We start from the raw sequence: 24,874 nt of genomic DNA on the forward strand, positions 1-24,874 counted from the left end.
GCCGTCCTACAGTTCGGAAAACGACTGGAGGCACTGCGATGACCATTCTCGAGCACGGCACGGAAACGTGCATCGGTGGACCGACCCTTCCCCAGATACGACGCCTCGTCACCGAAGTGCCCGGCCCCAACTCGCGCGCTTTGGCAAAGCGCCGGAGCGCCGCACTGCCGGCCGGGCTGACCAGCGGATCCAGCATTTACGTTGCCGCAGCGGGCGGAGGAGTTGTCGTCGACGTCGACGACAACTCGTTCATCGACTTCGGCAGCGGCATCGCCGTGACCACCGTCGGAAACAGTGCGCCGCGCGTGGTCGAACGCACCACGCGCCAGCTCGGTCAGTTCACCCATACGTGTTTCCTCGCAAACCCCTACGAGGGGTACCTCGAGGTCTGCGAAGCGCTCAACCGCCTGACCCCGGGAGATCACGAGAAGCGAACAGCGCTGTTCAACACCGGCAGCGAAGCGCTCGAGAACGCCGTGAAATACGCACGTGCCGCCACCGGTCGCCCGGCAGTTGTCGTCTTCGACCACGCATTCCACGGTCGCACGTTGATGACCATGACGATGACAGCCAAGAACCAGCCGTACAAGGCCACATTCGGCCCGTTCGCACCAGAGGTCTACCGGGTTCCGATGGCATACCCCTACCGTTGGCCGAGCGGCCCCGAAAACGCGGCCGACGAAGCATTCGCCCAGTTCCGTCTTGCGATCGACACTCAGATCGGCGCCGAATCGGTAGCCGCTGTGGTCGTGGAACCGATTCAGGGTGAGGGCGGTTTCATCGTTCCCGCTCCGGGATTCCTGAAGCGAATCTCGGAATTCTGCTGTGAGCGCGGCATTCTCGTCGTCGCGGACGAGGTCCAGACCGGTATCGCACGAACCGGATCCTGGTTCGCCAGCGAGAGTGAGGACTTCGTCCCCGACATCATCACAACCGCAAAAGGTCTCGCCGGCGGAATGCCACTCGCCGCCGTGACCGGCCGTGCCGACGTCATGGACGCCGCGCATCCCGGTGGTATCGGCGGTACGTACAGCGGCAATCCCGTTGCCTGCGAGGCCGCCCTGGCAGTTTTCGAGACGATCGAGATGGAAGGGCTCCTCGACCGCGCCAAGGACATCGGCGACATCCTGACCACAGGTTTGTCCGAAATCGCTTCGGACACAGACATAATCGGCGACATTCGCGGACGCGGCGCCATGATTGCAATCGAACTCGTCCACGACGAGGACAAGGCTCCGAATCGCGAGGCCGTCGCCCAGATCGTCAGCTACGCCCACACACACGGTCTCCTTCTGCTCACCGCCGGCGCCTATGGAAACGTCGTCCGTTTCCTCCCGCCGCTGAGCATCTCCGACGAGTTGCTGACCGAAGGACTCGGTATTCTTCGCGACGCTGTGGCCGCAGTCCGATGAGCGTCGCAGTGCGCAGCTTGATCGGCGGAGCTTGGGTCACGGGCAGCGACGGCACACTGACGGACACCAACCCGGCCCGTCCCGACGAGGTTGTCGCCACCGGAGGCCGCGCCGGTGCCTCCGAAATGGCGACCGGTGTTCGCGTCGCCCGCATCGCCGCGAACGACTGGGCCCGCCTGCCGATGTCCGCACGCGGCGCATACCTCACTCGCGCAGCGGAAATCATCGAATCCAACGCTGAGGCCTGGGGCGAAGAACTCACCCGCGAAGAAGGGAAAACGCTGGCCGAGGGTATCGGAGAGGTGCGCCGCGCAGCGCAGATTCTGCGTTACTACGGCAACGCCGCCGACCGCGAGACCGGAACGATGTATTCCTCCCCACGTAGCAGCGAGCAGATTCTCGTCACTCGCAAACCTCTCGGAGTGGTAGGCGTCGTCACGCCGTTCAACTTCCCGATCGCGATCCCGGCATGGAAGATTGCGCCTGCCTTGGTGTACGGAAACACCGTCGTCTGGAAACCGGCTGCCGCGGTGCCCCTTCTGGCCTTCCGTCTCGCGCAGGCACTGACCGAAGCGGGCCTACCCGACGGAGTCCTGAACATGATCCTCGCCGACAGCGCGGCCGGTGAAGCGCTGGTCGATCACCCGGACCTCGACGCCGTCACCTTCACCGGTTCCACCGGCGTCGGCCGAAAGATCGCGGGATCTGCTGCGGCGCGCGGAGTTCCGGTACAGGCGGAAATGGGTGGAAAGAACGCAGCCGTCGTACTTGCCGACGCAGATCTCAAGCTTGCGGTCGAGCAGGTCATGCTGGGTGCATTCCGGTCAACCGGCCAGAAATGCACGGCCACTTCACGTCTGGTACTCCATGAATCCATCGCCGAGGAATTCCTGGCCAGGCTGACCGTTGAAGTCAAGCAACTGAGAGTCGGAGATCCACTCGATCCCGACGTCACGACAGGTCCCGTGGTCAGCGCATACGCGCAGCAGTCGATCATCGGGGGGATCAATCGAGCCGTCGGCGGCGGCGCCAGGGTTGTGGCCACCGCCGAAGCGCCGCAGTCGGGCTACTACGTCCAACCGACAGTGCTGGAACTACCGTCGAGCACCGAACTGTGGTTCGAGGAACTCTTCGGCCCGGTACTGGCGGTGCAGCGGGTAGCAACAACCGCAGACGCATTCCGCTTGGCGAACGAGGGCGAATTCGGTTTGTCCGCAGCATTGTTCACGCAAGACCTGACCAGTGCACTGGCCGGTATCGACGATCTGGACGTGGGGATCCTGCACGTGAATTCGGAATCGGCGGGCGCTGATCCCCACGTACCTTTCGGCGGCGCGAAGAGGAGTGGATACGGCCCCAAGGAACAAGGCGACGCGGCGCGAGAGTTCTTCACTCACACCACCACCGTCTATCTCAGGGGCGGCCGAGCGTGATCTGAATTCGATTCCGCCTGCAGCAGTTCACGAGCTTTGAGTGCGATCCACAACTCGGACCGGGTGTGGGCGGAATCGAGATCTCTCCCGATCAACTCGGCAGCCTTGTCCATGCGATTACGCAGCGTGTGCCGGTGAACACCCAATTGCGCTGCAGCGGATTCCCATTGACCATTGTGGTGCAGGAACGCTTCGATCGAGTCCACCAGACGGGAACCGTTCTCGGCGTCGTAGCCTTCCAGCACACCGAGACCGCCGGCCGCGATCGACTGCAGAACATCGCTCGACTGCACACTCAACAAGAGACTGAAAGTCCCGAGTTCCGAGAACGGAACGAGCGTGTGCCCTTCGACCTGCCCCACTTTGGCAGCAGAGACGGCCTCGCGCAGACTGGCTGCTACACCGCTCATCGGCCGGACGCCACCGATTCCACCGTTGATACTCCGGCGTGAATTCTCCCGCACTCTCGCATACACACTGCGCGTGACCTTCTCCGCAACTTCACTTTTCACGACGAACCACACACCGGTTCCGTCATTCAGCGGGGCCAACAGGTACGGCACCGACTCTTCTTCCAGGGCCGCTGAAGTGATGTCGGTGGCCGCAAGCAAAGGTCCGACATCGGTCAAGGCAGTTGCCACCACCGTGGTTTCGGATTCGAATCCGAAGTACCGCAACAGACTTTCGTCGACGTCACCGCCGGCCTGGCGCACCATCGTCGTAACGGCCAACCTCAGCCGCTGTTCGGCATCGACAACCCGCAACGGCTTGGCAAGCTCGATGGTCAACAGCGACACCGTGTGGCCCACCAACAATCGCTCGGACTGATCCAAGGCGGCGTCGGACGCCACGGCCAGCGTGCCGCTCACAGCAAGGCGGTGAATGGCCAGGTGACCGTCGTCGTCCACCACGATCCGGCTGCGCTCCTTACCTGATCGCTCCCTGATACGTTCGGGCAGAGACGAACTCGCACCTTCCGTCAGAGCCAGCACCGCGCCGTCCCGATCGAGAACACAGACTGCTGCGTGAACGGCTCGACCCAGGGCAGTGATCAGAGCCGGCACCCCGTCGAGCAGAGCACGCGCCAACTTCTCCTGCGCGTCGACCACCGCCTGCACCGTTCGTATCTGGTCGGCGGTCAGTTCGTCGATCACGGCCCGCGAAATGGCGATGAACGGCGTCTCCTTGGCGACGGAAAGCACGGCAAAACCCAGTTCGTCGCCGGCCCTGATGATCGCGTCCGGCACCCTTTCGTGCACGGTGCCGGTGTCGAACGCCAGTGCCACCGCACCGGTCTGCGCGATGCGCTCGACGTACTCGTATTGCTTTGTCGCCGAACGTGGTAGGTGCAGCCCCGTCGTCATGACAAGCTCTCCACCGGCGAGCCAACGAGTCGGATCCTGCAATTCGATTGCGTGCGCCCAGCTGATCGACAGATCCACGTCGTCGTGACCGGCAACGATCGCGAGGCCGAGCGAAGTGGTGGCCGCCAGGCGCCGGACAGTCATCGGCATTACCGGAACCTCCGAAGGCAGTGAATGGAAAGGCAGTGGATAAATGGGCAGTGGACAGAACTGACAGTTTCCAGTTCAGATTTGTACATCAAGTCCATGTTCTGGATCACACGATGAGCTTAGCGTCTCTCCGAAAGAACTGATCGCGTCATGCAATAGGAGCTGAGCCCAGATGCCCGACAGCAGCACCGAAACAGCCGAAGCCGCCAGCGTTCATTCGACACTCAAAACAGGCTTGAAGAAGCGTCACCTGACCATGCTTTCCATGGGCGGCGTCATCGGCGCCGGTTTCTTCGTCGGGCTGAGCGGAATCATCAACCAGGCGGGCCCCGGCGCAGTCATCACGTGCGCGATCTGCGGCATCATCGTGTTCCTGGTGATGCGCATGCTCGGCGAAATGGCCGTGGCCAAGCCGTGTACGGGATCGTTCACCGAATACGCCCGCATGGCGTTGGGCGACTGGGCGGGTTTCACCACTGGCTGGCTCTACTGGTATTTCTGGGTGATCGTCGTCGGCATCGAATCCGTCGTCGGAGCAACCTTGCTCTCCCGGTGGATCCATGGTGTCCCGCTCTGGCTCATGTCAGCGGTACTCCTGTTGGTGATGACCGGGGTCAATCTTCTCTCCGTCAGCAACTTCGGCGAGGCTGAATACTGGTTTGCGGGTATCAAGGTCGCCGTCATCATCGGCTTCATCGTGCTCGGCAGTCTGTTCGTCTTCGGCATCTGGCCCGGCAGTGAAGTCGATTTCAGCAATCTGACCGGCCACGGAGGATTTCTGCCGAACGGCTTCACCCCCGTACTGGTGGGCGTTGTCGCCGTGATCTTCTCCATGACCGGAGCCGAGCTTGTCACGATCGCCGCAGCGGAATCCGCCGAACCTGCCGGAGCGATCAGGCGGGCCACGAACACGGTCGTCTTCCGCATTCTCGCCTTCTTCGTTGTCGCCACCTTCCTCCTCGTGACGATGCTGCCGTGGGATTCGTTCGTCGTCGGCGATTCTCCGTTCATCTCCGCACTCGACCTGCTCGGAATTCCCGGCGCCGCCGACATTCTCAATCTCGTGGTTCTGGTCGCGGTGCTGTCCTGCCTCAATTCCGGCCTGTACACGGCGTCGCGGATGCTCTTCGCACTCTCCGTCTACAACGACGCGCCGGCCTGGATGACACGGACCAACAGCCGCGGCGTGCCGGTGAAGGGCGTACTCGCCTGCACCGTGGCCGGGTACTTCTGTATCGCGGCCGGCTACATCTGGCCGGATACGATTTTCTTGTTCCTCGTGAATTCGTCGGGCGCGATCTGCTTGTTCGTTTACATCCTGATCTGTGTATCCGAACTACGCCTCCGACGCCGATGGGAACGCGAAAGCCCCGAGATTCTGAAATTCCGTGTCTGGTTGTATCCCGGCCTGCCGATAGTGGTCACTGGTCTGATTCTCGTGATCCTGGTGGGAATGGGGCTCAACGAACCCACGCGCGCGGAATTCGTCCAAAGCCTGGTCGCGCTGGGGGTCATCCTCGCCGCTTACGGCGTGAGAAAGTCTCGTACGCGAAAAGTCGTATCGTTCGCGACCGGCTCGAACAACGCACACAGCAGTTCGAAGAAGGCTTGAAACAAGCATCGAGTAAGCACTCGACTCGATAATTGAACCTCTTCCCCGAAAAGAGCCGATCCGATGGAAGCGGTCGAACATAGATTTTCTCTTTACCTAAATTCAAGGCAAAATGGACAGCATGCCGAGCCCTGTCATCGCCTCCGAGGGGCACAGTTCTTGGCGAACACTTCACGAATGGTTCAACGAACCACACGACTACGAGTGGATAAAGCACCAGAGGTCCGGCCGGGCAATCATTCCGATCTTCCGAACCTTGCTCGGAATGATGACGATCATCTTCGGACTGTCCGCTTTCTACAAATTGATCGGTCCGGATACGCCGCCGACCACCCCCGGCAAAGCTCTTTCGATTTTCATGATCTGTACGTGTGTGGGAATCGCCGCATGCTGGTTCACACAACCGTTTCCCGGACGCCGGGGGTTGCTTGCATTCGGAATATTCGCAGATCTCGGGATCGCGGCTGCCGTCCTCCTGGTGCCGGATCGCTCGTCCGGGACGTTCGGTTGCATCGTCTTCGCGGTCACCGGAACCTTTGCGACGCTTTTTGTCAGCGCAAAGTGGCTTGTCGCTCATGTCGTTTGGTCGACGACCGTCACGACTACCGTTTTCGTTCTTGCATATATGGAAGGCGACGTCGATATCACGACGCTTCTGGCCCGCGGCACCGTTCTTTTCGGAGCTGTCACACTCGTTCCCATTTTTGCGCACCTGACTTGGCGCACTCTCTACCGCGATGCCCAGTATTCGGACCGGGATCCCCTCACCGGACTGTTCAACCGTCGGGGGCTGGAAGGGGCAGTCGGCGATCTCTTCGAGAGCGCCCGAGACGATTCTTCATCTCTCGCCTTCATCGTCGTCGATATCGACAAATTCAAAACGGTGAATGATCTTCACGGTCATGCCGAAGGCGATCATGTCATCAGGAGAACCGCGAACCGATTGAGCACACATCTCGGCGAACGCGGAGTCATCGCTCGAACCGGCGGGGAAGAATACCTGGCCGTCATCGCCGGCGATCCCGAATCGACAACCCTGTTGATCGAAGGGATAAACGCGGCGCTGTCGGATTGTTCCGACGCGATCCCCACAACGGTGAGCGTCGGAGCGGTGATGATGACCGCCGAATCGAAGGCGTGGAGCGGCGGTGCTTCCGCAATCCTGGCGGCGACAAATGTCGCGGATTCGATGATGTATCAAGCGAAGGCGGCGGGCGGTAATACGATCCGCTCGGCTCAGATCTGATTCACAGCCACGTAAGTGGGTGGACGCTGCGCCCAGTTTCCGTGTCCGTCGCGGCAAGATACACATCGACGCGCTCAGCGGTCAGAGCCTTGCTGATGTGGTAACCCTGGACCAGGTCACACCCGACCCACTGGACGCGGCGGAACTGCTCGATGGTCTCCACGCCCTCGGCCAACGATTTCATACCGAGGGCCGCGGCCAATTCGACAATGGACTTCACCACGGACATCTTCGGATCGTCCGAGTCGGTGACCAGCATGCGATCGATCTTGAGAACGTCGATTGGAAGTCTCTGGAGCGTGGCGAAGGACGAATAGCCGGTGCCGAAATCGTCGAGTGCGACGGTGACCCCGAGCTCACGCAGCTTGTAGAGATCCCGGATCGCGCGATCGTCCACAACACCTGTCTCGGTGATTTCGAGCTGCAGCAGTTGCGGAGGCAAGCCCGAATCCGTCAGCGCTTTCTTCACCATCGCACCGAACTCTCGCGACACCAACTGCACTGGTGAAACGTTGACCGAGACGCCAATTCCGGTCGGCCACCCCGCAGCAGCGGCGGTCGCCATCGCCATTGCCTGCGCGCCGAGGGGAATGATCATTCCGGTTTCCTCCGCCACCGAGATGAACTGGCTGGGCCCGATGAGGCCGCGGCTGGGATGGTTCCACCGAAGAAGAGCCTCGAAGGCCACCACTTCACCGGTCTGAGTGTCGACCTGAGGCTGGTAATGGAGATCGAACTGCCCTTCCTCGATCCCTCTGTCCAGCTCGTGCAACGCCGTCGCCCGCGCCGATGCCCTCGCCCGCAGCAGCGGTGAGAACTTACCCACTCGATTGCGTCCCGTCGACTTCGCCTCGTACAGAGCGAGATCCGCCAGCATCACCAATCCGTCGGCGTCCGTCGAATCCTCGGGCGCGCTCGAGTAACCGATCGTGGCCCGCACTTCGATCCGATTGCCTTCGACAAAGAATGGTTCGTGCAGCACTTCCAGGTACCGATCGAAGATCACACCGGGATCGTCGCGCGAAGAGGTGCAGACGATCAGCCCGAATTCGTCACCGCCCATCCGCGAGCACATGTCCGAACCGATCACGTCGCGAAGGCGTTTCGTGACTTCGAGAAGTAATTGGTCCCCGATCGGATGGCCAAGGGTGTCGTTCACCGATTTGAAGTTGTCGAGGTCGAGAATCCCGACGAGAACCTGCTTCTCCGGCGCGCGGGAATCGATCGCTTCCTCGAGCGCCACTCCGAACGCACGACGGTTCGGTAACCCGGTCAACGAGTCGGTGGCCGCAAGGCGAAGGATCTCCTGCTCGTGGACATACCTCTCCGTGATGTCGGAACCGACACCGCGCCAACCCAGAATCACGCCGGATTCGAGGACCCGTGGATTGCCGGAAAGAGACCACCAGCGTCGCCTACCGTCGACATGCACCGGCACGACAGTGTCCCGGAAGGGAGCACTCGATTCGAGTTTGTCGATCATCTGGGCCGCGGCCGCACGCCCCTCCGGACTCGATGCGATCTGGAGTCTGGTGAGGAGTTGTCCGAAGGTGAGTTGCTGCAACTCGTCCACCGTCATACCTGCGACCTCGGCGAGACGTGCCGAGGTGTGGGAGAACCGGCCGTTGGTGTCGCACTCCCACAGCCAGTCGCGGGAACCGCCCTCGAAACCGTCGAGCAACAACGCCACAGTCTGACGCTCGGATTCCGCCTGAAACTCTGCGAGACAACGTCTCTGGAAAGAGGCCGACAGATAGACCGCCCCTACGGTGAGCGCAAACATGTAGATGCACAACTGAATCGCAAGTATGCGAAAGTGGGGTTCGGCGTGGACGACGAGAACAGTGAAGACGCCGAGGCCGTGAATGTAGATCCAGGTCAGGCTCACCGATCTCAGACTCGAGAACGTCACGGTCCCGGCGCCCATGATCCCGGCCATCGTCGCGATCAGAACCAAGTCGCGGAAGACGTCCATGTCGTGAAAGAGCAGAGCGAAAAGTGTGACGTCGAGGGTCGCGACCACGATCACTTCGACGAGCAGACCCACGTAGTCGTAGCGCGGGGTGTGCTTCGACGGCCGCCAGCGAAGGGGAATCCATACTCGGATCGAATTCGCGAGGACGAGAAAGATGAGGGCGCCACCCAACCACCTGAGCGTCTGACGTCCGGGCGGGACGGTGTAGGTCAGAATCACGACCAAACTCGCCATGTACGCAAGATTGGCGAACGGCGCGACGGCTGCAGCTTCGTCTATCTGACGGCGAAACAGGCTGTTGCAGTCGGCCTCCGAAGCAGGATCTTGCCTGCCCAATCGACTCGGACGGCTCATCAGCGAGGCATCCCGACATCTGCGCAGGCGCCATCAGCGGGCGTCGAATCCGCTCGCCTGGCCATCCGAACCTCCCCTGGCTCCCCACCGAACCCTTATCCGGTGAAACGTCAGTGTTTCAGACTCGCTGCTTGTTTCCTTCACAACGGTAGCCATCTGACGAATCGATTGTGCGCAGATCACTATATCCAGAGGTCGTTCCGTCGATCCTCCAGGTCGATCCGCGATTGCTGATTCTTAGCTCGAACCACGTTTGTCGCCGACCGCGACGCGGGGGATTCGAGCGGTCGGGAACAACGCGGCGATTGCGAGCAGCGCTGCCACGGCAAAAGCGACACGCAACGCGTCCAGCCTGGCTTCTTCGTTCACGTCCACGATCGCATCCGCCGTGGACTCGGCGACGCCGGCGTCATCGAGAGCGGATCGGAGTTGCGTCGTCGACAGGAACGGCACGCCCGAGGCCATGTCGGTGCTCGCTTGCTGCTGCACCGATGTCGGAACCGCCGGATTGTCTTCGATTCCGGCGATCGCCGACGTCGTGAGAGTGGCAATGAGAACCGATCCGATCAGGGCAGTTCCCAAGGAAGCGCCGAGGTTGGTGGCGGTGTTCTGCAACCCGCCGACCTCGGTGCTGCGCTCGTCCGGGACCGAGGACACCGTGACGGCTCCGAGCTGCGAAGACAGGCACCCCAAGCCGAAACCCATGAACAGCATGGGAATCATCACGATCGCCGCATTGGCGCCGGGGTCCATGCCTGCAACGAGCATCAGAATGCCGACGACCATGACCAACAATCCGACTCGGACCACGCGTCGCGGGTTCGCGGTAGGCCGCAGCTTAGGAATACCGATGGCAGCCAACACGAGCGCCGCCGACAACGGCAGGATGCGAACTCCCGTCTCCAGGGCACTGAGCTCCAGAACTACGGACAAGAACAACGGGACCGCGAAGAACACGCCCGCCTGGACCAGAAACTGCGCGAAGAACATCGACAGCCCGCCACTGAGCTCGCGGTTTCGCAGCATCGCCGGATCAAGCAACGGCTCCTTCCCCGCAGCGGCCAGGCGTCCCTCCCAGCGCAGGAATCCGTACACGACCAGGAGCCCGGCGATCAGCAGCCACACCACCGGGGAAAGCCCGACCAACTGCGGTCCGTCGGGTTTGGCCTGCACCCAACCCCACTCGCTCGAGCGCAGTACACCGAAGACGATCATGCCCAGTCCCACCACGGACAAGATCGATCCGACGTAGTCGAGGCGCGACTTCGACGGTGGGACGTCGACCACCTTGCTGAGCACCAGCAAGATCAGGACAACGATCACGACTTCGCCGACGAACACGTAACGCCATGACGCAAATGTCGTCGCGGCGCCGCCGATCAGCGGCCCGACCGCCACGGCCATCGCGCCGGCGGCAGCGACCAGACCGTAGGCAGCCGGGCGCTTCTGAGCCGGAAAGTTGGTGGCGACGAGCGCGACGATCGCGGGCATGATGAGTGCCGCACCGACGCCTTCGAGGAACGACCATCCGATCAGCAGGACCGCAAGATTGGGAGCGAGCGCCGTTGTCAGAGAACCTGCGCCGTAGATGATCAAGCCGAGCGCGAAGGCCCGGCGACGACCCATCATCGACCCCAGCTTGCTGCCCGTGATCATCAGCGTCGCCATGACCAGGGTGTACAGCGTGATCGCGGTTTGAATGCCGGTGATGCTCGTGCCGACGTCCTCGGCGACGGTTGCCATCGAAACGTTCATGACCGAACTGTCCAACGTCATCAGGAATTGGCTGGATGCCAACACCGTGAGAACCAGTCCTGAACCCGCCTGCGTCGTCGAACCAGCAACCTGTCCGTCACCCATCGTGCGGGTGTACCCGGTGTTCAGGTTCTCGAAGCAGACCGGTCAGTGCTGTTCGAGGCTGAGCTGATCCGCCCAAGCCGACACGTCCCCGCGTTCCAGAGCCACCGCCAGCAGTTCCGGAAACTTGTCCGGCGTGCACGCAAACGCGGGAATCCCGAGGGCACTCAGCGACGCTGCATTGTCGTGATCGAACGACGGTGCCCCGTCGTCCGAGAGTGCCAGTAGAACCACGACTTGAACGCCGGAGTTCTTGATGGCGGCCATCCGGCGCAACATCTCGTTGCGAATACCGCCCTCGTAGAGGTCCGAGATCAGAACGAACATCGACTCGGCAGGACGCGAGATCAGTGACTGGCTGTACGCGATTGCGCGGTTGATGTCCGTGCCCCCACCAAGTTGGGTCCCGAAAAGGACGTCGACTGGGTCGGACAGTTTGTCCGTCAGGTCGACGACGGCAGTGTCGAAAACCACGAGCGAAGTCTTCAGCGCCTGCATCGACGCCAACACCGCGCCGAACACGGATGCGTAGACGACGCTGGACGCCATCGAACCCGATTGGTCGATCGCCAGGACTACGTCGCGCTGCACGGATTTCGACTTACGGCCGTATCCGACGAGCCGCTCGGGGACGACGGTTCGATACTCCGGAAGGTAGTGCGACAGATTTGCTCGGATGGTTCGGTCCCAGTCGATGTCACGCAACTTCGGATTCGACGTTCTGGCCGAACGATTGAGTGCCCCGGTCACTGCGGCCTTCGTTTTCTGCGCGATTCGCTCTTCGACTTCCCGAACCACCTTGCCGACGACCATTCGAGCAGTGGCCTTGCTGGCCTCCGGCATGACCTGGTTGAGGCTCAGCAGCGTCCCGACCAGATGCACATCGGGCTCGACGGCATCGAGCAGTTCCGGTTCGAGCAGCAACTGCGCCAAACCCAGTCGGTCGATCGCGTCCTTCTGCATCACCTGCACCACCGTGCTGGGAAAGTACGTCCGGATATCGCCGAGCCATCTGGCGACGGACGGAGCCGACGCCCCCAATCCGGCTGAGCGGCGTCGCCCCTTGGTCGGGCCGGACGAATCGTAGAGTGCGGCAAGAGCTGCATCCATTCGACGCTCGCCCGGTTGGCCCAGCCCACCCGTCGATTCTTCGGCGGATTCCCCGAGCATCAGTCTCCAGCGTCGAAGGCGCTGATCGTCGTCGCTCATGCGCCCACCCCCAAGATGTCCGCAACGACCGCCATTGCCGCTCTGCCGCGTCGAGCATCGGTCTCCACTGTCGTTTCGACGCGTCGTCCACCTCTGACCGCCTGACCGATCGCTCGACGCTCCCCCGCCTCGAACGCTCCGAACGTACGTCGAAGCAGTGGAAGCGTGTCGATGAAGTCCTGCTCACGAAGTTGGCGAACCCACGTGTCGATCAGCGTGAGCAACGCTCGATCGTGAACGAGCACAAGCCCTCCTCCACCGAGAAACCCGTCGACCCACCCGGCTTTGGCTGTCGGCGTGCTTCCCACGGACAGGGCCCGAGACAAGCGCTGGGCTGCAGCGGTTTCCGTGATCGAACCGCTGTCGCGCAGTAGCCGCACCATCCGGCCGACGAGTAATCCGTTGACGTCGTCACGGTCGATCACGCCGGCCATGGCCTGCAGCCACCGCGCGCTCGCATCGCGATCGTCACGAACCATGACTGCCGAGTGAACCTTGTCGAGGTGTTCGCGAAACTCCTCGGCACTGGGATCGTCCAGGCCCGTGACGGCGACTGCGAGGCCGGTGCAAATGCGGATCAACAGGCTGTCGGCGACGTCGACCAATGCCGACACGTCGGTTCCGCGCACATCGCCGTACCGCAGCGTTCGCGTCAGCGTGGGCAGCGCCGCCATCAGGTGCGACACGTCATGATCCAGTGCCGCAACCGTTTTCACACTTTCCAGCACAGCGGACAACGCTGCCGGCAGGTTCGCCAGGAGCGAGTTCTCCAGTAGTCCGATCAGTGACGCGAGAGAGATGTCCGGCTCGTTGATCTTCGAGACGACACGTGATGTTGCCGCTGCAGCCACCGTCGTGCCCCACAGCGACGCCTCGATCACCGAGACCGAGAATTCGGGCTTCCATTGCAGCGCCCAAGTTTCCCGGAACGTTCCGGTGGAACGGACCTCACTGTCGGCCGGGGTCCCCCAATCGATCTCGAGGATCCCCAGTCGGTGCAGGAACTGGGAACGCTCGACGTCGATATCGCGTCGCAGGTCCAGATCGAGAGTCTTTGCTCCCGCTTGTTGTCTGAGCCGCAAGGTCTTCGAGCGTGCGCGCAGGTCTGCTTCGAGTGGGACTGTCGGCGTTTCCTCGGGCACCGCGCCCAGCGCTTCGCCCACAACCAATCTTCGCGTGATCAGATCCAGAAGAACGTCGTTCCCGTCGCACATCACCGACCTCGTTGCCTCGGTGACCTCCGACAATCCCGCCAAGGGTCGAGAACGCAGTGCCGCCAACGTATCTGCCAAACGGACAGCTTCGATGACGTGAGCACTCGAGATCGGAAGGTCCTCGTCCCTGAGCACCCGCGCAACTTTGGTGAGCCACCGCGTGATCGTCTTGTCGTTCGCGGTGAACAGGTGGTGATACCAACCCGGCGAGGTGATTCCGGCGCCGTAACCCGATGCCGACGCCAGGCGTGAGTGAGTCCAGGGAACCCACGTCAGCGAGGTCTTGACCTTGGACATTCCTTTGAGGATGCGAGCATCGGGTGCCGCCGGCCCCAAGGCTCCGACCAACGCCGGCGCGTGCCAGGCTCCGCAGACGACCGCTACCCGCTCAGCGCCATCTTTCAACGTCTTTCGCAGCACCTGACGCATATACGCTTCGCGATGCGCTGTCTCCTCGTCGATCGGCACTGTCTCACGCAGCGCCTCCATCGCCTCGGTGATCGCATCGAAAGAATCTGCGCCCGAGCTAGATTCGATCACCGAATCCCACCAGCGTTCGGTATCGTCGAAACCCGCGGCCGCGGCCAGTTCCGACAGAGGATCGCCCTCGCGGACAGTACGAATCCCCTGATCCGCCAACACGTTGAAGGCGGGCAGATCGCAGAACCGTGCCTGCACACCGTTCTTCGCAGCCCACTGCAGCGCTTGCCATTCGGGTGAGAACACCGCAAACGGCCAGAATGCCGCCTTCGACGGTTCGCCAGTGGCGTACGCGAGCAACGCAATCGGTGGTTCCATCGATTCCGACGCCGCCAGCATCACCAACGGGTCTGCGTCCGAAGGCCCTTCTATCAGGACGACGTCAGGCGAGAACTCTTCCAGGCCCTGCCGAACCGAACGAGCAGATCCCGGGCCGTGGTGACGGATACCGAAGACCCGGACACGCAGGTCCGGAATCACGATGGTCACCCGGTGACCTCGCGGCACGCCCGGTAGAAGTCGGACCACTCGCCGCGTTCACGCACTACTGCCTCGAGGTACTCGTTCCACACCACCTTGTCTGCGACCGGATCCTTGATCACCGAGCCCAGGATTCCGGCAGCGACGTCGGATGCCCGCAGTACGCCGTCCCCGAAATGCGCAGACAACGCCAAACCGTTGGTGACCACCGAGATCGCCTCCGCCGTCGACAGAGTTCCGGACGGGGACTTCAACTTGGTGCGGCCGTCGGTGGTCGTGCCTGATCGCAGTTCCCGGAACACGGTGACGACCCGGCGAATTTCCTCGGCTGCTGCGGGGGTTGTCGGCAATTCCAGTGCTGCGCCCAGCTGTTCGACTCGACGTGCCACGATGGCCACCTCGTCTTCCTCGCTGGCCGGCAAAGGGAGGACTACGGTATTGAACCGTCGACGCAGTGCGGACGACAGGTCGTTGACACCGCGATCGCGATCGTTGGCGGTAGCGATCAGGTTGAAGCCCTTGGCTGCCTGCACCTCGATGCCCAGCTCCGGCACCGGCAACGTCTTCTCGGAGAGAATGGTGATGAGGGCGTCCTGCACGTCGGCCGGAATACGCGTCAACTCTTCGACGCGGGCGATCTTCCCGGTTTCCATCGCCGTCATCACGGGAGAAGGCACCAGCGCACCGGCGGTCGGCCCCTCGGAGAGAAGACGTGCGTAGTTCCAGCCGTAGCGGATAGCTTCCTCGGGCGTACCCGACGTGCCTTGAACCAGGAGCGTCGACGCACCCGAGATTGCGGCCGAAAGGTGTTCGGAGACCCAGGTCTTGGCCGTACCGGGAACCCCCAACAGCAGTAGCGCCCGGTCGGTGGCAAGAGTTGCGACGGCCACTTCCATCAACCGCCGTGGACCGACGTACTTCGGTGAAATGACTGTTCCGTCGTCGAGAGTGCCACCCAACAGATACGTCACCACGGCCCAGGGCGACAAGTTCCACGACGGTGGACGCGGACGGGTGTCCTGCGCGGCCAGTGCTTCGAGTTCGAGCGCGTACTCCTGCTCTGCGTGGGGCCGCATCAGCTTTGCCGGTTGCGCGAGCTTTTCCGGTTCCGTGGTGGGCACGGTTACGCTGTCAGTCACTTGAGCTCCTCGAGCAGAGTCTTGCGGTGGGTGATGGCACTGGCAGTTCTGGCGAAGGTCTGCCGCCAGTCCGGGTCACGTGCACGTTCCGCAGCACGCTCCAGCAAAGTTACTGCGCTGTAAGGAAATCGAGTCTCGGCCAGGCGCAGCGATGCGACGTACTTGTAGCGTGAGAATTCGCCGGCCTTGGCGCCTCCGTCGGCACGTCTGGCCGCAACTCGTTCCCACTGGGCCACCACTGCCCGGGTGATGTCCTCGGGCCATGGACCTCGCAGAGCGTCGTAGATCGCTGCCCGGCCCGGGTGCAGAACATTGGCGTCGCCGTTTCCGGACCTCAACAGATCAGCCAGCGCCTTGGCCGGCACCAACGGGAGCACGCGTCGATCGGTGGCGGTGCCGCGCATACGAAAGAGTTCCAGCGCCCATTCCGTATTGTTCTGCGCGACTGCGGCAGTGGACCACGCGTCGTGAAGGATCGGCTCCCAGCCTTCGTCAACGCTCATCCCCAAGGCCTTGCCTGGTCCACCGATCATGTTGTTCCACAGAGACAACGGCGCAGAACTGATCGCCTGACGCACATACTCGGCACGATAGTCGGTGTGTGGATTCGGCCGGTCTTCGATGCCGTCTCGCCTCGCCGCTGAATCGACTTCCTCAGGCGGGACGATGACGAGCGTGGACCGAACGAGTTTCCGTTCCACCCGCACCCATTTCCGAACCCGAGCAGCCATTCTCTCCCCGAACTCCGATTCGGGGAGTTGTCCGAGTACTTCCACTGCCGCGCGTCGCACGTCCTTGCGACGGTCGTCGAGGGCTTCCTCCAACAATGGTTGATCATCCGCGCTCAGTCCGTTTGCCAGCGCCGCGACGAAGGCAGCCTTCTGTTCGCCCCGCTCGGTGGCCCAGGACTTTCGCAGTTCGGCCAGCGCCAGCGCGGGATCTGTTCGACGAGTGTCTATCAGCCACTGTGTGCGCTGCGACGAACTTCCGTGACGCCACACGTCCGGGTTGGCATCCCTGGTTCGGACGAGTTTGCTCCACTCGGGGTTTTGCGCGGCAAGCCATCGACCACGCTCGCCGACAATCTGCAGGATGCTCTCCCGGTGAGCTTCACTTGCACGTGCAAAAGAAAGCAACTCGGCGACCAGATGATCAGGCGCACGGTAATTGTGCTCCAACGCGACTGCGAACCATTCGTCGAGCAAGGTCGCCTTGGCCGCGAGCATCGACAGCAGATGCGCCGATGAGGATTTCGGCAGCGTGAATCGAACATCGTCTGGCGCAGGTGCCGGCACCGCCGCCGTGGTGGAGCCCGCACCGCCACGGCGGTACGCCCTCTCCAACGCTGCTCCTGCGAGAAGCATCTCGGCAGGATCGCCGTCGAGTTCGCGAGCGTAGCCACGCACTTCAGCCGGCAGCTCCTCGAATGTTGTTGCTGTTCTGGCTGTCCCAAGGAGCGCCGCTGAGATCAATGTACTCACAGCACGATCACCTGCCCTCCCGTGAAAACCGAGATCGGAGTAAGAGCCAGCGCGTTCCACGTTCCGCAGACTGTGACCGGGTAACCGCCGGAAATGCCGAGCAACTTCCACAGAAGATCCGAATCACCCTCTGCCCGAAGCGCTGTGCCCGATTCGTCGACGACAAACCATGATCCGTCGACGAACGACGGGACCACCGAACTGATCACTGCCGGCCACGAGCGCAACCATGGATCCGCGGCGAGGGCATCGGTAAACTGCTGCAACGCAGTGTCGATGCTTCCGAACGGCATGGTTGTGAAGGGCTCCGGTTCTCCGTGCGTGACCCCTATCCGCGCCCGCAATGCCGCGGCACCAGGATAGAAATGAACATCGGCGTTGAGCAGAAACCCGACTGGCGGCGTTTCGGTGGCAAAATTGGCCGACCCGTGGGAGAAGTCGAGCAGCATGGCCCACCGCTTCGAATTCCTGCCGAGCATCCACACCGTTCGGGTGAACAGTCGCTTCTCCTCGGTGATCCCGGAACCGAGAATCATCCAGTTCTCTTTCACCGGAATCGATTCCATCACACTCTCGGTTGAGACCGGATAGCCGACGTGTGCTTTCACCGAATAGGCAAGATCTTCCGGCAACTCGGACAGCTTCTGATGCGCAGCAACCAGCAGGTGCAACCGAGCCAACTCGTCGAGGACTGTCTCGGGCCAGTTCTCGGTAGACGCAACGGTGCCCGCCAAGGCTCGAAGTGTGCCTGCGACACCAGGCGCCTGAGCATCCACCATTCGAGCAGCTACTGCGTCGAAGCCCGCCCAGGATGTGTCCATCGCTGCCAGACCACTGCGAATCTGATCGGTGATCCACAGGTCCAATTCGACGAGACCGCTCGCAACGCGGTCGGCGCGCTTCTGCGCTGTCGCCGGGTCGGGAGCCCTCTTGGGAGCCTCGTCGCCGGTCTCAGCCCTTTCGCCGCGGGTCTCGGCCTTCTCCTCGCGGCGCAACAACCACTCTGCCGCGAAGTCGGCGGGCTCGTCCGCCGACGGCACACGCCCTTCCGACCATTCCACCAGCAGCCCCAGAGCATGTTTGCACGGAAACTTTCGACTGGGGCACGAGCACTTGTATGCAGGGCCCCTCAGGTCGACCACTGCTTGATACGGCTTCGAGCCGCTGCCCTGACACAGCCCCCAGAGCGCGAGACCCCTGTTGCCGGCATGGCTCCACGAACCAGCCAACTTGCGCGCAGCGGCCAGCGATGCCGCGTCGGGAGCTACCGACGCCACCTGCCCAGCTGTCCACGGCGAAGTCACTCGACCACAGTATGACAACCCGCTGACATCACAGAGTCAGGCCGATTCGTTGGTGAATGACCCCTTGACTCGAACACATATTCGAATATGATTTGGGGAGGGGATCGGGGGATTCAATGAGTGTCTTGTTGTCGGATGTGGTGTCTGGTTCTGCGGTGGGGTTGCGCGGACGGTTGTGGCGGTTGACTGCTTCGGAGTTACGCGCTGCTGCTGTCGAAGCGAGTGCCGAGATTCTTCGTCTCGAAGCTGTGCGTGTGGCGGTGGTGGACGAGTTGTCGACGCGCCCGGATGATCAGGTGATTGCCAGCCGCGGAGTGGGGTCCTGGTTGGCGGCCAACACGATGCTGCAGGTTCGGGACGGGAAGAAGATCGCCGCCCTGGGTCCAGCTTTGCGGCCGTTTCCGGCGGTGGCGGCAGGCTTCGATGGCGGGGACTGCTCCTTCGAGCATGCCGTGTTGATCGTGGCGTTCTGCGAGTCACCGCCGAAAGGCATGCCGGAGGAAGCACTACCGAAGTGCATCGACCTGTTGCTCGCAGCTGCGTCGGGTGTGGAAGCGACGACGACGAAAGTGCGGAACGTGATCGCGACCTTGGAGAGGTTGTTCGAATCCGATGAAATTCCGCCCGCCGAAGATGTCGACCGGAACGAGTTGCGGATCGCCTCGACATTGAACGGTCGGGTGGTGGTGCGCGGCGATTTCGACGCCCTCACCGGCGAAATGCTGCTCTCCGCGTTGTCGAATCTGACAATGCCGACCCCAGCACCGGATGGGACGCCGGATGCCCGGTCGGCGGCGAAACGCACCGCGGACGGGTTCACCGAACTGATCCGCCGGTATCTGGACTGCGCGAAAACCGGTACCGATGGTGGTCAGCGTCCGCATGTGAACGTGCACATCAATGCTCGGGATCTGGCGGAGCATCGGGACTGCGCCGCAACACCCTCCAAGACTGATGACGGAATGGCCGTATCGGATCTTGATGTCGGGCACATGCCCTGGCTCGGACCACTGTCCGTGTCGCAGACCAGACTCCTCGGCTGTGATTGTTTCCTGTCCACCGTCCTGCTCGACGATCACGGCGCGCCGTTGGATGCGAAACCCGGAAAACGATTGGTCACCCCCGAACAGCGAGTGGCGTTGATCGCCCGAGACAGGGGCTGCGCGTTCCCGGGGTGTTCATGTGTGCCTGCCTGGACGGATGCGCACCATATCCCGCACTGGGCGAACGGCGGCCCGACGGTGATGAACAACCTGGTCCTGCTGTGCCGTTCACACCACCGGTTGATGCACCGAAAATCCGGGTTCGTCGGGAAATGGGAAATCCGAATCGGCGCCGACAACAAACCCTGGTTCATTCCGCCGCCCTCGATCGACCCCGGGCAGCAACCCAGGCCGGCGAACACCACCTTCAAAACCTGAGGGGTCAAACCTCTTTGGCGACAACAGAACACGGCCAGGCTCCGCATCGGACGTCAAAACCCGATACGGAGCCCACAGGCCGTGGCGCGTCCACAACTTTCCACAACTCACGACGTTCGCGCGGGGCGCAAGACCGATCTGCCCAACAACTCACAAACCTGCAGGGCCAGAGCAAGATCCAACTTGTCTCGGCCGGCAGCAACTGGATCGCCGAGCGCCTTGTTGATGCGATACTTCACCGTATTCCGGTGCAGATTCATGTGATTGGCAGTGTGCAGATGACTTTCACCATGTGCAAAGTACACACTCAACGTCGTCCGCAAGGATGCAGCAGAGGGCGTATCTTCCGCCAACGGGCCAAGCACCTCCCAGACCCATGACTTCGTCGAATCGATGTTCTCGGACAGAAGTGAGACCACAGCGACGCCGCGGTCTCCGAAGCTCACCACAGGTCGCTGCGGTGTATCCGGGACGGCAGCAACCGAATAGGCGGCGGTTGCCTGTTCGTGGGACCGTTTGAAACCGTCGACCCCTGACCCCGGCAGTCCGATTGCCACCCGCGCCCCGCCGTCCAACGGCACTGCCGCCGCGAGAAACTCCGGATCCGGCGCAGGCACCCGGCGACCGAACGGCAGCCACGCCCACACCGTGCGTCGATCGATGGCGGTGATGATCGGCGGCTTGTCCGCTCCCGCCGCTGCGCCGAGATCACGTACGAGTCGGTCCAGCGTATTGATGCCCATGACGTCGGCATCCCACGTCGACCAGACCACCAGGGCGACGTGGTTCTGACCGAGGCGGTACCCGGTCTCCGCTTCGAAAGCAGCGGTATCTGCGTTGGTGCCGGACAGGAGGGCGTGGATTGCGGCCGAATGGAGGTTTCCCTGCGCTGCCATCCATCGACTGCGTTCCCGCTCGTACGCGTCGAAGACGTAGAGCGTGATCCAGTCGATGTAGCTGTAGACCACGTCCGAAGTGTGTTTCAGGACAGCCAAAGTGAGTCGCGCCGGAATATCCAGTGTGCTGATCTCGTCGTGGCAGATCCGCATCAGATCGCCTTGGCCCATGTGATAGGCCCGGACAAGGGAGTTGGACGGGACATCCCGCTGCGCCAGACGCAGCGCGTATTCCACTGCAGCAGTGGTGGGTTGGAGATGATCGATCGGAATGTCGTTGGCCAATACGTGGATGATCGTCGTGATGTTTCCCTGCACGCTGGCCTCGAGCATTTCGAGCAATTTGGCGTCTGCATCCAATTGGTCGATTTCGTGAGCCATCATGAAGGCCATCTCACGCGCGATGTCGGCGCTGCGCTCGTCGAGTCGTCGTGCCAACTCGGCAACCACCGCAAGCACTTCCGGCTCCGCGGCTGCAGGCACTCGGGCGAGGCGCCGCATCGCACCGGCGCCTCGCTCCTTGTGCGATGGACTACTCACAGAACTTCCGCACCCTTTCGTCGCAGGTACTTCAGAGCCGATTCGGCTGCGTTGTACCCGCACATTCCATGTGCTCCGGCACCCGGCGGGGTCGAGGCCGAGCACAGGTAAGTGCCCGCGATCCCCGTGCTGTACGGATCGACTGCGACGCGCGGACGCAAGACAACCTGCAGTTCGGTGTTGGCACCTCCGATGATGTCGCCGCCTACCTGATTCGGATTGTCCTCTGCCAGGTCAGCTGTACCACTGCTCGACGTCGCGACAATCTGCTCCCGGAATCCTGGCGCAAACCTCTCGATCTGACGGATGATCGCCTCCGTAGCGTCGCCGGCGTAACCGTGAGGCACGTGCGCATAGGCATACAGCGGATGAACGTTCCCGGCAGATCGGGTGGGATCAGCCAGGTATTGCTGACCTAGCAGCACGAACGGCCGGTCCGGCATGCGGCCTGAATTCGTCTCACGCTCAGCGGCCACGATTTCGTCGAAACCACCTGCCAGATGGACAGTTCCGGCCCGAACACAGTCCGGATTGGTCCACGGCACATGACCTTCGATCGCAAAATCGACCTTGAATGCTCCAGGAGCCTGCTTGAACTTTCGATAGGCCCTCGCCACTCGGCCAGGGAGTCGATCGCCCAGAATTTCGAGCGCACCCCCCGGATTGACATCCAGCAGAACAACATCGGCGTCCGGAATCTCGGAGGCCGTACGAACCCGAACGCCGGTGTCGATCTTGCCGCCGTGATCGAGGAGCATCGCAGCCATCGCGTCGGTGATCGACCGCGAACCTCCCTCTGCAACCGGCCAACCGTAGCGATGACCAGCAGCAGTGATCATCAATCCCACCGCCGAGGTGGCCGGACGATTGAGTGGATAGAAGGCGTGCGCGGCAACCCCGCCGAACAGCGCCTTCCCCTTGTCGGTCTTCCACAACTTCGCGGTCACCGTTGCCGGAAGCAGCGCTCGCGGACCGAAAGCTGCGAGCCGCAGCGGATGCCGCGGGACATTGACGATCGGGCGCATCAGATCGGACGCCAATGCATCGAATCCCGTCGACAAGTCACCGAACATGCGTTGCCATCGAGGTCCGTCCGCGCCGAGTCCCGCAGCCGTCTGCTCCAGCGAGCGGTACAGAACCCCGGCGTCCCCGTTGTCGAGCGGATGCGCGCAGTCCACCTCTGCCCATCTCCAGATCAGCCCGTATCGCTCGAGGTCCAGCTTGGACAGGTACGGCGAGCCGATACCCATCGGGTGAAACGCCGAGCAGTGATCATGGATCAACCCCGGCACGTCGATCGGACCGGAGCGGGTGCCTCCGCCGATCTGGTCGGCAGCCTCGAGCACCTGCACGTCCACACCGCTACGTGCGAGGTGTACCGCGGCAGCGAGCCCATTGGGCCCGCTGCCGACGACTACGGCCTTTGTCACTTACTCACCTCTTGCTCGCTACCGCTGACCCTCGTACGCATCTTCGGTTCGGAGACAACCTGCGGATCCGTTGCCGCGCGGTCGGCCCGTACGTCCAGTGTCCACTGAACGTCGAACGGAATGGGCCCGTTCGGCAACCACGGCTGTTCGGCCACTGCGTCGGCGACCTTGAAAGTACCTCGTTCGATGACACCGAGAGCGGCATCGATCACCTGGTACTCCTGCGTTCCCTTGTGGATGGGCTGCGATTCGATCCAGGTCACCAGGAACTCACCGGGTGCGAAATTGCAGCGACGCTGAATGGCTGCGATCAACTTCGCGTCGTGCAGGTGCCCGTCACCGAAGTTGAAGGCGACGATGGAGTTGCACATGAACTCTGCTTCCCGCAGTGAGTACGTGTTGATGTCGTCGCCGAGGTGCCTGATCATCAGAGAGAACAGCGCACGCCCCTGGCTGTGCATGGAACGCCAGCCCAACAGCTGATGCAGAACGACATCGGACACATCTTCGGGGTACATCGTCATCAACTGATTGCGCGTATCCGGCGACGGACGCTTGATGAACTGGTCGATCTTGGCTTCAGCGCCCGGCGCGAATGCCCACGTCGCGGATGCCCAGTTGCCGGCGTACTGACGCATCGACGGCAGGAAGGACACCAGATCGGGTCGAAGGTTTCCGAGAATGGGGAAGAAGGCAAGGGCTGCAACAATTCCCGCGGTAATCCACGGTGAGGACATGGCGCCGAGTCCGTAGCCGTCCCATGCCGGGAATCCCAGGAACAGGAAGACCGAGGCGTAGGCGAACAGAAGATTCCATTCGAGTGGGACGGCAAGCGGGAAGGTCGACGCGATGAACAGATGGAATCCGACCATGAGGATCACGGCGAGGATCGTGAGGGTCTTGTTCGTCGAGAACAGCAGTATCAACGGGGTGACGATTTCGACCATCGTTCCGGCCACGTGTGCGACGCCGCCGCCCAGGTGTGAAGGCCGCAGATCCTCCGGGAAATTCCGGTAGTGGGCGCGCTTGATCTTCTTCGACGGGATCCACGGGGTATTGCTGAGCATCGGAGGAACCACCAGCGAGAAATGGCGACCGAACTTCGAGACACCGGCACCGATCCACACCATGACGATCAGCAGTTTGAGCGCCAGGATCATGTCGACGAACGGCAGGAATGTGAAGAAGAAGATCGCCGGCAGGTACTGCTCACTACGGGCAGCGATGAAGGGCACCTTGTCCCGCAACCCGAGAATCACCATGAGTACCAGGAAGGAGTACAAGACCGTCGGACGCACCAGTCCGGCATTGTCAGCGATTGCCGAATCGATTCCTGTGGTGTGAACACCGGGGAGAACAGCGGCAACAAGGAGATTGGCGACTGCGGCGGCATAGATGAAGACGTCGAACACCGTGCGGGTGTCACCCGAGGTGAGCGGCACTTTGCCCGGCCACGGTGGCAGACGAATGGTGCCGGGGCGGAGCCAGTAGAGAACTCCACCGGTCATCGGCTTGAAGTGGCCGGCGAGCGGCCCCCAGGATCCTGCCAAGCCCAGCATCTCGAGCATCATCGTCCAGATGATGAGTTTCTGGTAGACGATCGGCTGGTTCCACCACGATCCGATGTCGAACCACGAGAGGCCGGAAGTCAAAGTGGCAACGGCTGTTCCAGCTGCCAGGTAAAGGAACAACAGTTTCATGATGTAGACGGTGTGGACCATCTTCGGCGTACCGAAGCCGTAATCCACCCAGTGCGTGGACATGTCACGCAGACGCTCGAGAAACGGCTTGTCCATGAACGTTGCCGGATCGACGGGAGGGAAGTTTCCTTCTTTGAATCCCATGATGTGCTCCTGAAATACGGAATGTGGGCATGA

16 protein-coding genes are annotated in these 24,874 nt (G+C 62.1%); 5 read left to right on the plus strand and 11 right to left on the minus strand.

Translation table 11 applies throughout. The annotated features are described in order from the left end of the window. Positions 1-38: 38 nt before the first annotated feature. The gene (gene gabT, locus G9U53_RS05370) at positions 39-1,412 is read left to right on the plus strand and encodes a 4-aminobutyrate--2-oxoglutarate transaminase (RefSeq protein ID WP_165638415.1); all 1,374 of its coding nucleotides are present in this window, start codon (positions 39-41) and stop codon (positions 1,410-1,412) included. Continuing rightward, a complete protein-coding gene (locus G9U53_RS05375) occupies positions 1,409-2,845 on the plus strand; it encodes an aldehyde dehydrogenase family protein (protein WP_165638416.1) in 1,437 nt (478 codons plus the stop codon). Before gabT ends, G9U53_RS05375 begins: the two co-directional genes overlap by 4 nt. On the opposite strand, the gene G9U53_RS05380 is transcribed toward G9U53_RS05375, so the two are convergent. Continuing rightward, complete coding sequence (locus tag G9U53_RS05380; protein ID WP_230359179.1) at positions 2,821-4,353, minus strand: PucR family transcriptional regulator; 1,533 nt, start codon at positions 4,351-4,353, stop codon at positions 2,821-2,823. The genes G9U53_RS05375 and G9U53_RS05380 overlap by 25 nt on opposite strands. A gap of 178 nt (positions 4,354-4,531) precedes the next feature. Between G9U53_RS05380 and G9U53_RS05385 the strand changes: the two genes are divergently transcribed. Both G9U53_RS05385 and G9U53_RS05390 read left to right on the plus strand, forming a co-directional pair. Beyond that, entirely contained in the window at positions 4,532-5,971 is a 1,440-nt protein-coding gene (locus G9U53_RS05385) for an amino acid permease (protein WP_054187531.1), read from the plus strand. 121 nt (positions 5,972-6,092) lie between these two features. Continuing rightward, a complete protein-coding gene (locus G9U53_RS05390) occupies positions 6,093-7,217 on the plus strand; it encodes a GGDEF domain-containing protein (RefSeq protein ID WP_063836244.1) in 1,125 nt (374 codons plus the stop codon). Between the two features lies 1 nt (position 7,218). Here the strand turns inward: G9U53_RS05390 and G9U53_RS05395 are convergent, their stop codons facing one another. The 7 genes from G9U53_RS05395 to G9U53_RS05430 all read right to left on the minus strand — a co-directional run bounded on the left by G9U53_RS05395 (position 7,219) and on the right by G9U53_RS05430 (position 18,710). After that, positions 7,219-9,546, minus strand: coding sequence for an EAL domain-containing protein (locus tag G9U53_RS05395; RefSeq protein WP_042446441.1), 2,328 nt, complete (start codon positions 9,544-9,546; stop codon positions 7,219-7,221). Positions 9,547-9,783: 237 nt separating this feature from the next. Then, a complete protein-coding gene (locus G9U53_RS05400; protein WP_007730570.1) occupies positions 9,784-11,406 on the minus strand; it encodes an MFS transporter in 1,623 nt (540 codons plus the stop codon). A gap of 42 nt (positions 11,407-11,448) precedes the next feature. Next, positions 11,449-12,612 (minus strand): VWA domain-containing protein, encoded by a 1,164-nt coding sequence (locus tag G9U53_RS05405; protein ID WP_165638418.1) that lies wholly within the window; start codon positions 12,610-12,612, stop codon positions 11,449-11,451. After that, a complete protein-coding gene (locus tag G9U53_RS05410; RefSeq protein WP_234552306.1) occupies positions 12,609-14,795 on the minus strand; it encodes a DUF5682 family protein in 2,187 nt (728 codons plus the stop codon). The genes G9U53_RS05405 and G9U53_RS05410 overlap by 4 nt, the downstream gene beginning before the upstream one ends. Continuing rightward, a complete protein-coding gene (locus G9U53_RS05420) occupies positions 14,792-15,862 on the minus strand; it encodes an AAA family ATPase (protein ID WP_031330719.1) in 1,071 nt (356 codons plus the stop codon). Before G9U53_RS05420 ends, G9U53_RS05410 begins: the two co-directional genes overlap by 4 nt. Before the next feature lie 59 nt (positions 15,863-15,921). After that, positions 15,922-17,406: a DUF5691 domain-containing protein gene (locus G9U53_RS05425; RefSeq protein WP_165638420.1), complete on the minus strand. Its 1,485-nt coding sequence runs from the start codon at positions 17,404-17,406 to the stop codon at positions 15,922-15,924. Continuing rightward, positions 17,403-18,710 (minus strand): SWIM zinc finger family protein, encoded by a 1,308-nt coding sequence (locus G9U53_RS05430; RefSeq protein WP_039973158.1) that lies wholly within the window; start codon positions 18,708-18,710, stop codon positions 17,403-17,405. The genes G9U53_RS05425 and G9U53_RS05430 overlap by 4 nt, the downstream gene beginning before the upstream one ends. A 116-nt stretch (positions 18,711-18,826) precedes the next feature. Between G9U53_RS05430 and G9U53_RS05435 the strand changes: the two genes are divergently transcribed. After that, complete coding sequence (locus G9U53_RS05435; RefSeq protein WP_165638421.1) at positions 18,827-20,131, plus strand: HNH endonuclease signature motif containing protein; 1,305 nt, start codon at positions 18,827-18,829, stop codon at positions 20,129-20,131. 107 nt (positions 20,132-20,238) lie between these two features. Here G9U53_RS05435 and G9U53_RS05440 read toward each other — a convergent pair whose 3' ends face one another. From G9U53_RS05440 to G9U53_RS05450, 3 genes are read right to left on the minus strand one after another with little or no spacing between them, the layout of a single operon-like run. Next, positions 20,239-21,528, minus strand: coding sequence for a helix-turn-helix domain-containing protein (locus G9U53_RS05440; RefSeq protein WP_064075023.1), 1,290 nt, complete (start codon positions 21,526-21,528; stop codon positions 20,239-20,241). A 35-nt stretch (positions 21,529-21,563) separates the two neighbouring features. Further along, complete coding sequence (locus G9U53_RS05445) at positions 21,564-22,997, minus strand: NAD(P)/FAD-dependent oxidoreductase (protein ID WP_165638422.1); 1,434 nt, start codon at positions 22,995-22,997, stop codon at positions 21,564-21,566. Continuing rightward, positions 22,994-24,841 carry a DUF3556 domain-containing protein gene (locus G9U53_RS05450; protein ID WP_064075024.1) on the minus strand — a complete coding sequence of 616 codons (1,848 nt, stop codon included), beginning with the start codon at positions 24,839-24,841 and terminating at the stop codon, positions 22,994-22,996. The genes G9U53_RS05445 and G9U53_RS05450 overlap by 4 nt, the downstream gene beginning before the upstream one ends. Positions 24,842-24,874: the final 33 nt, after the last annotated feature.

Source organism: Rhodococcus sp. D-46, assembly GCF_011290655.1.
Lineage (GTDB): Bacteria > Actinomycetota > Actinomycetes > Mycobacteriales > Mycobacteriaceae > Rhodococcus_F > Rhodococcus_F qingshengii.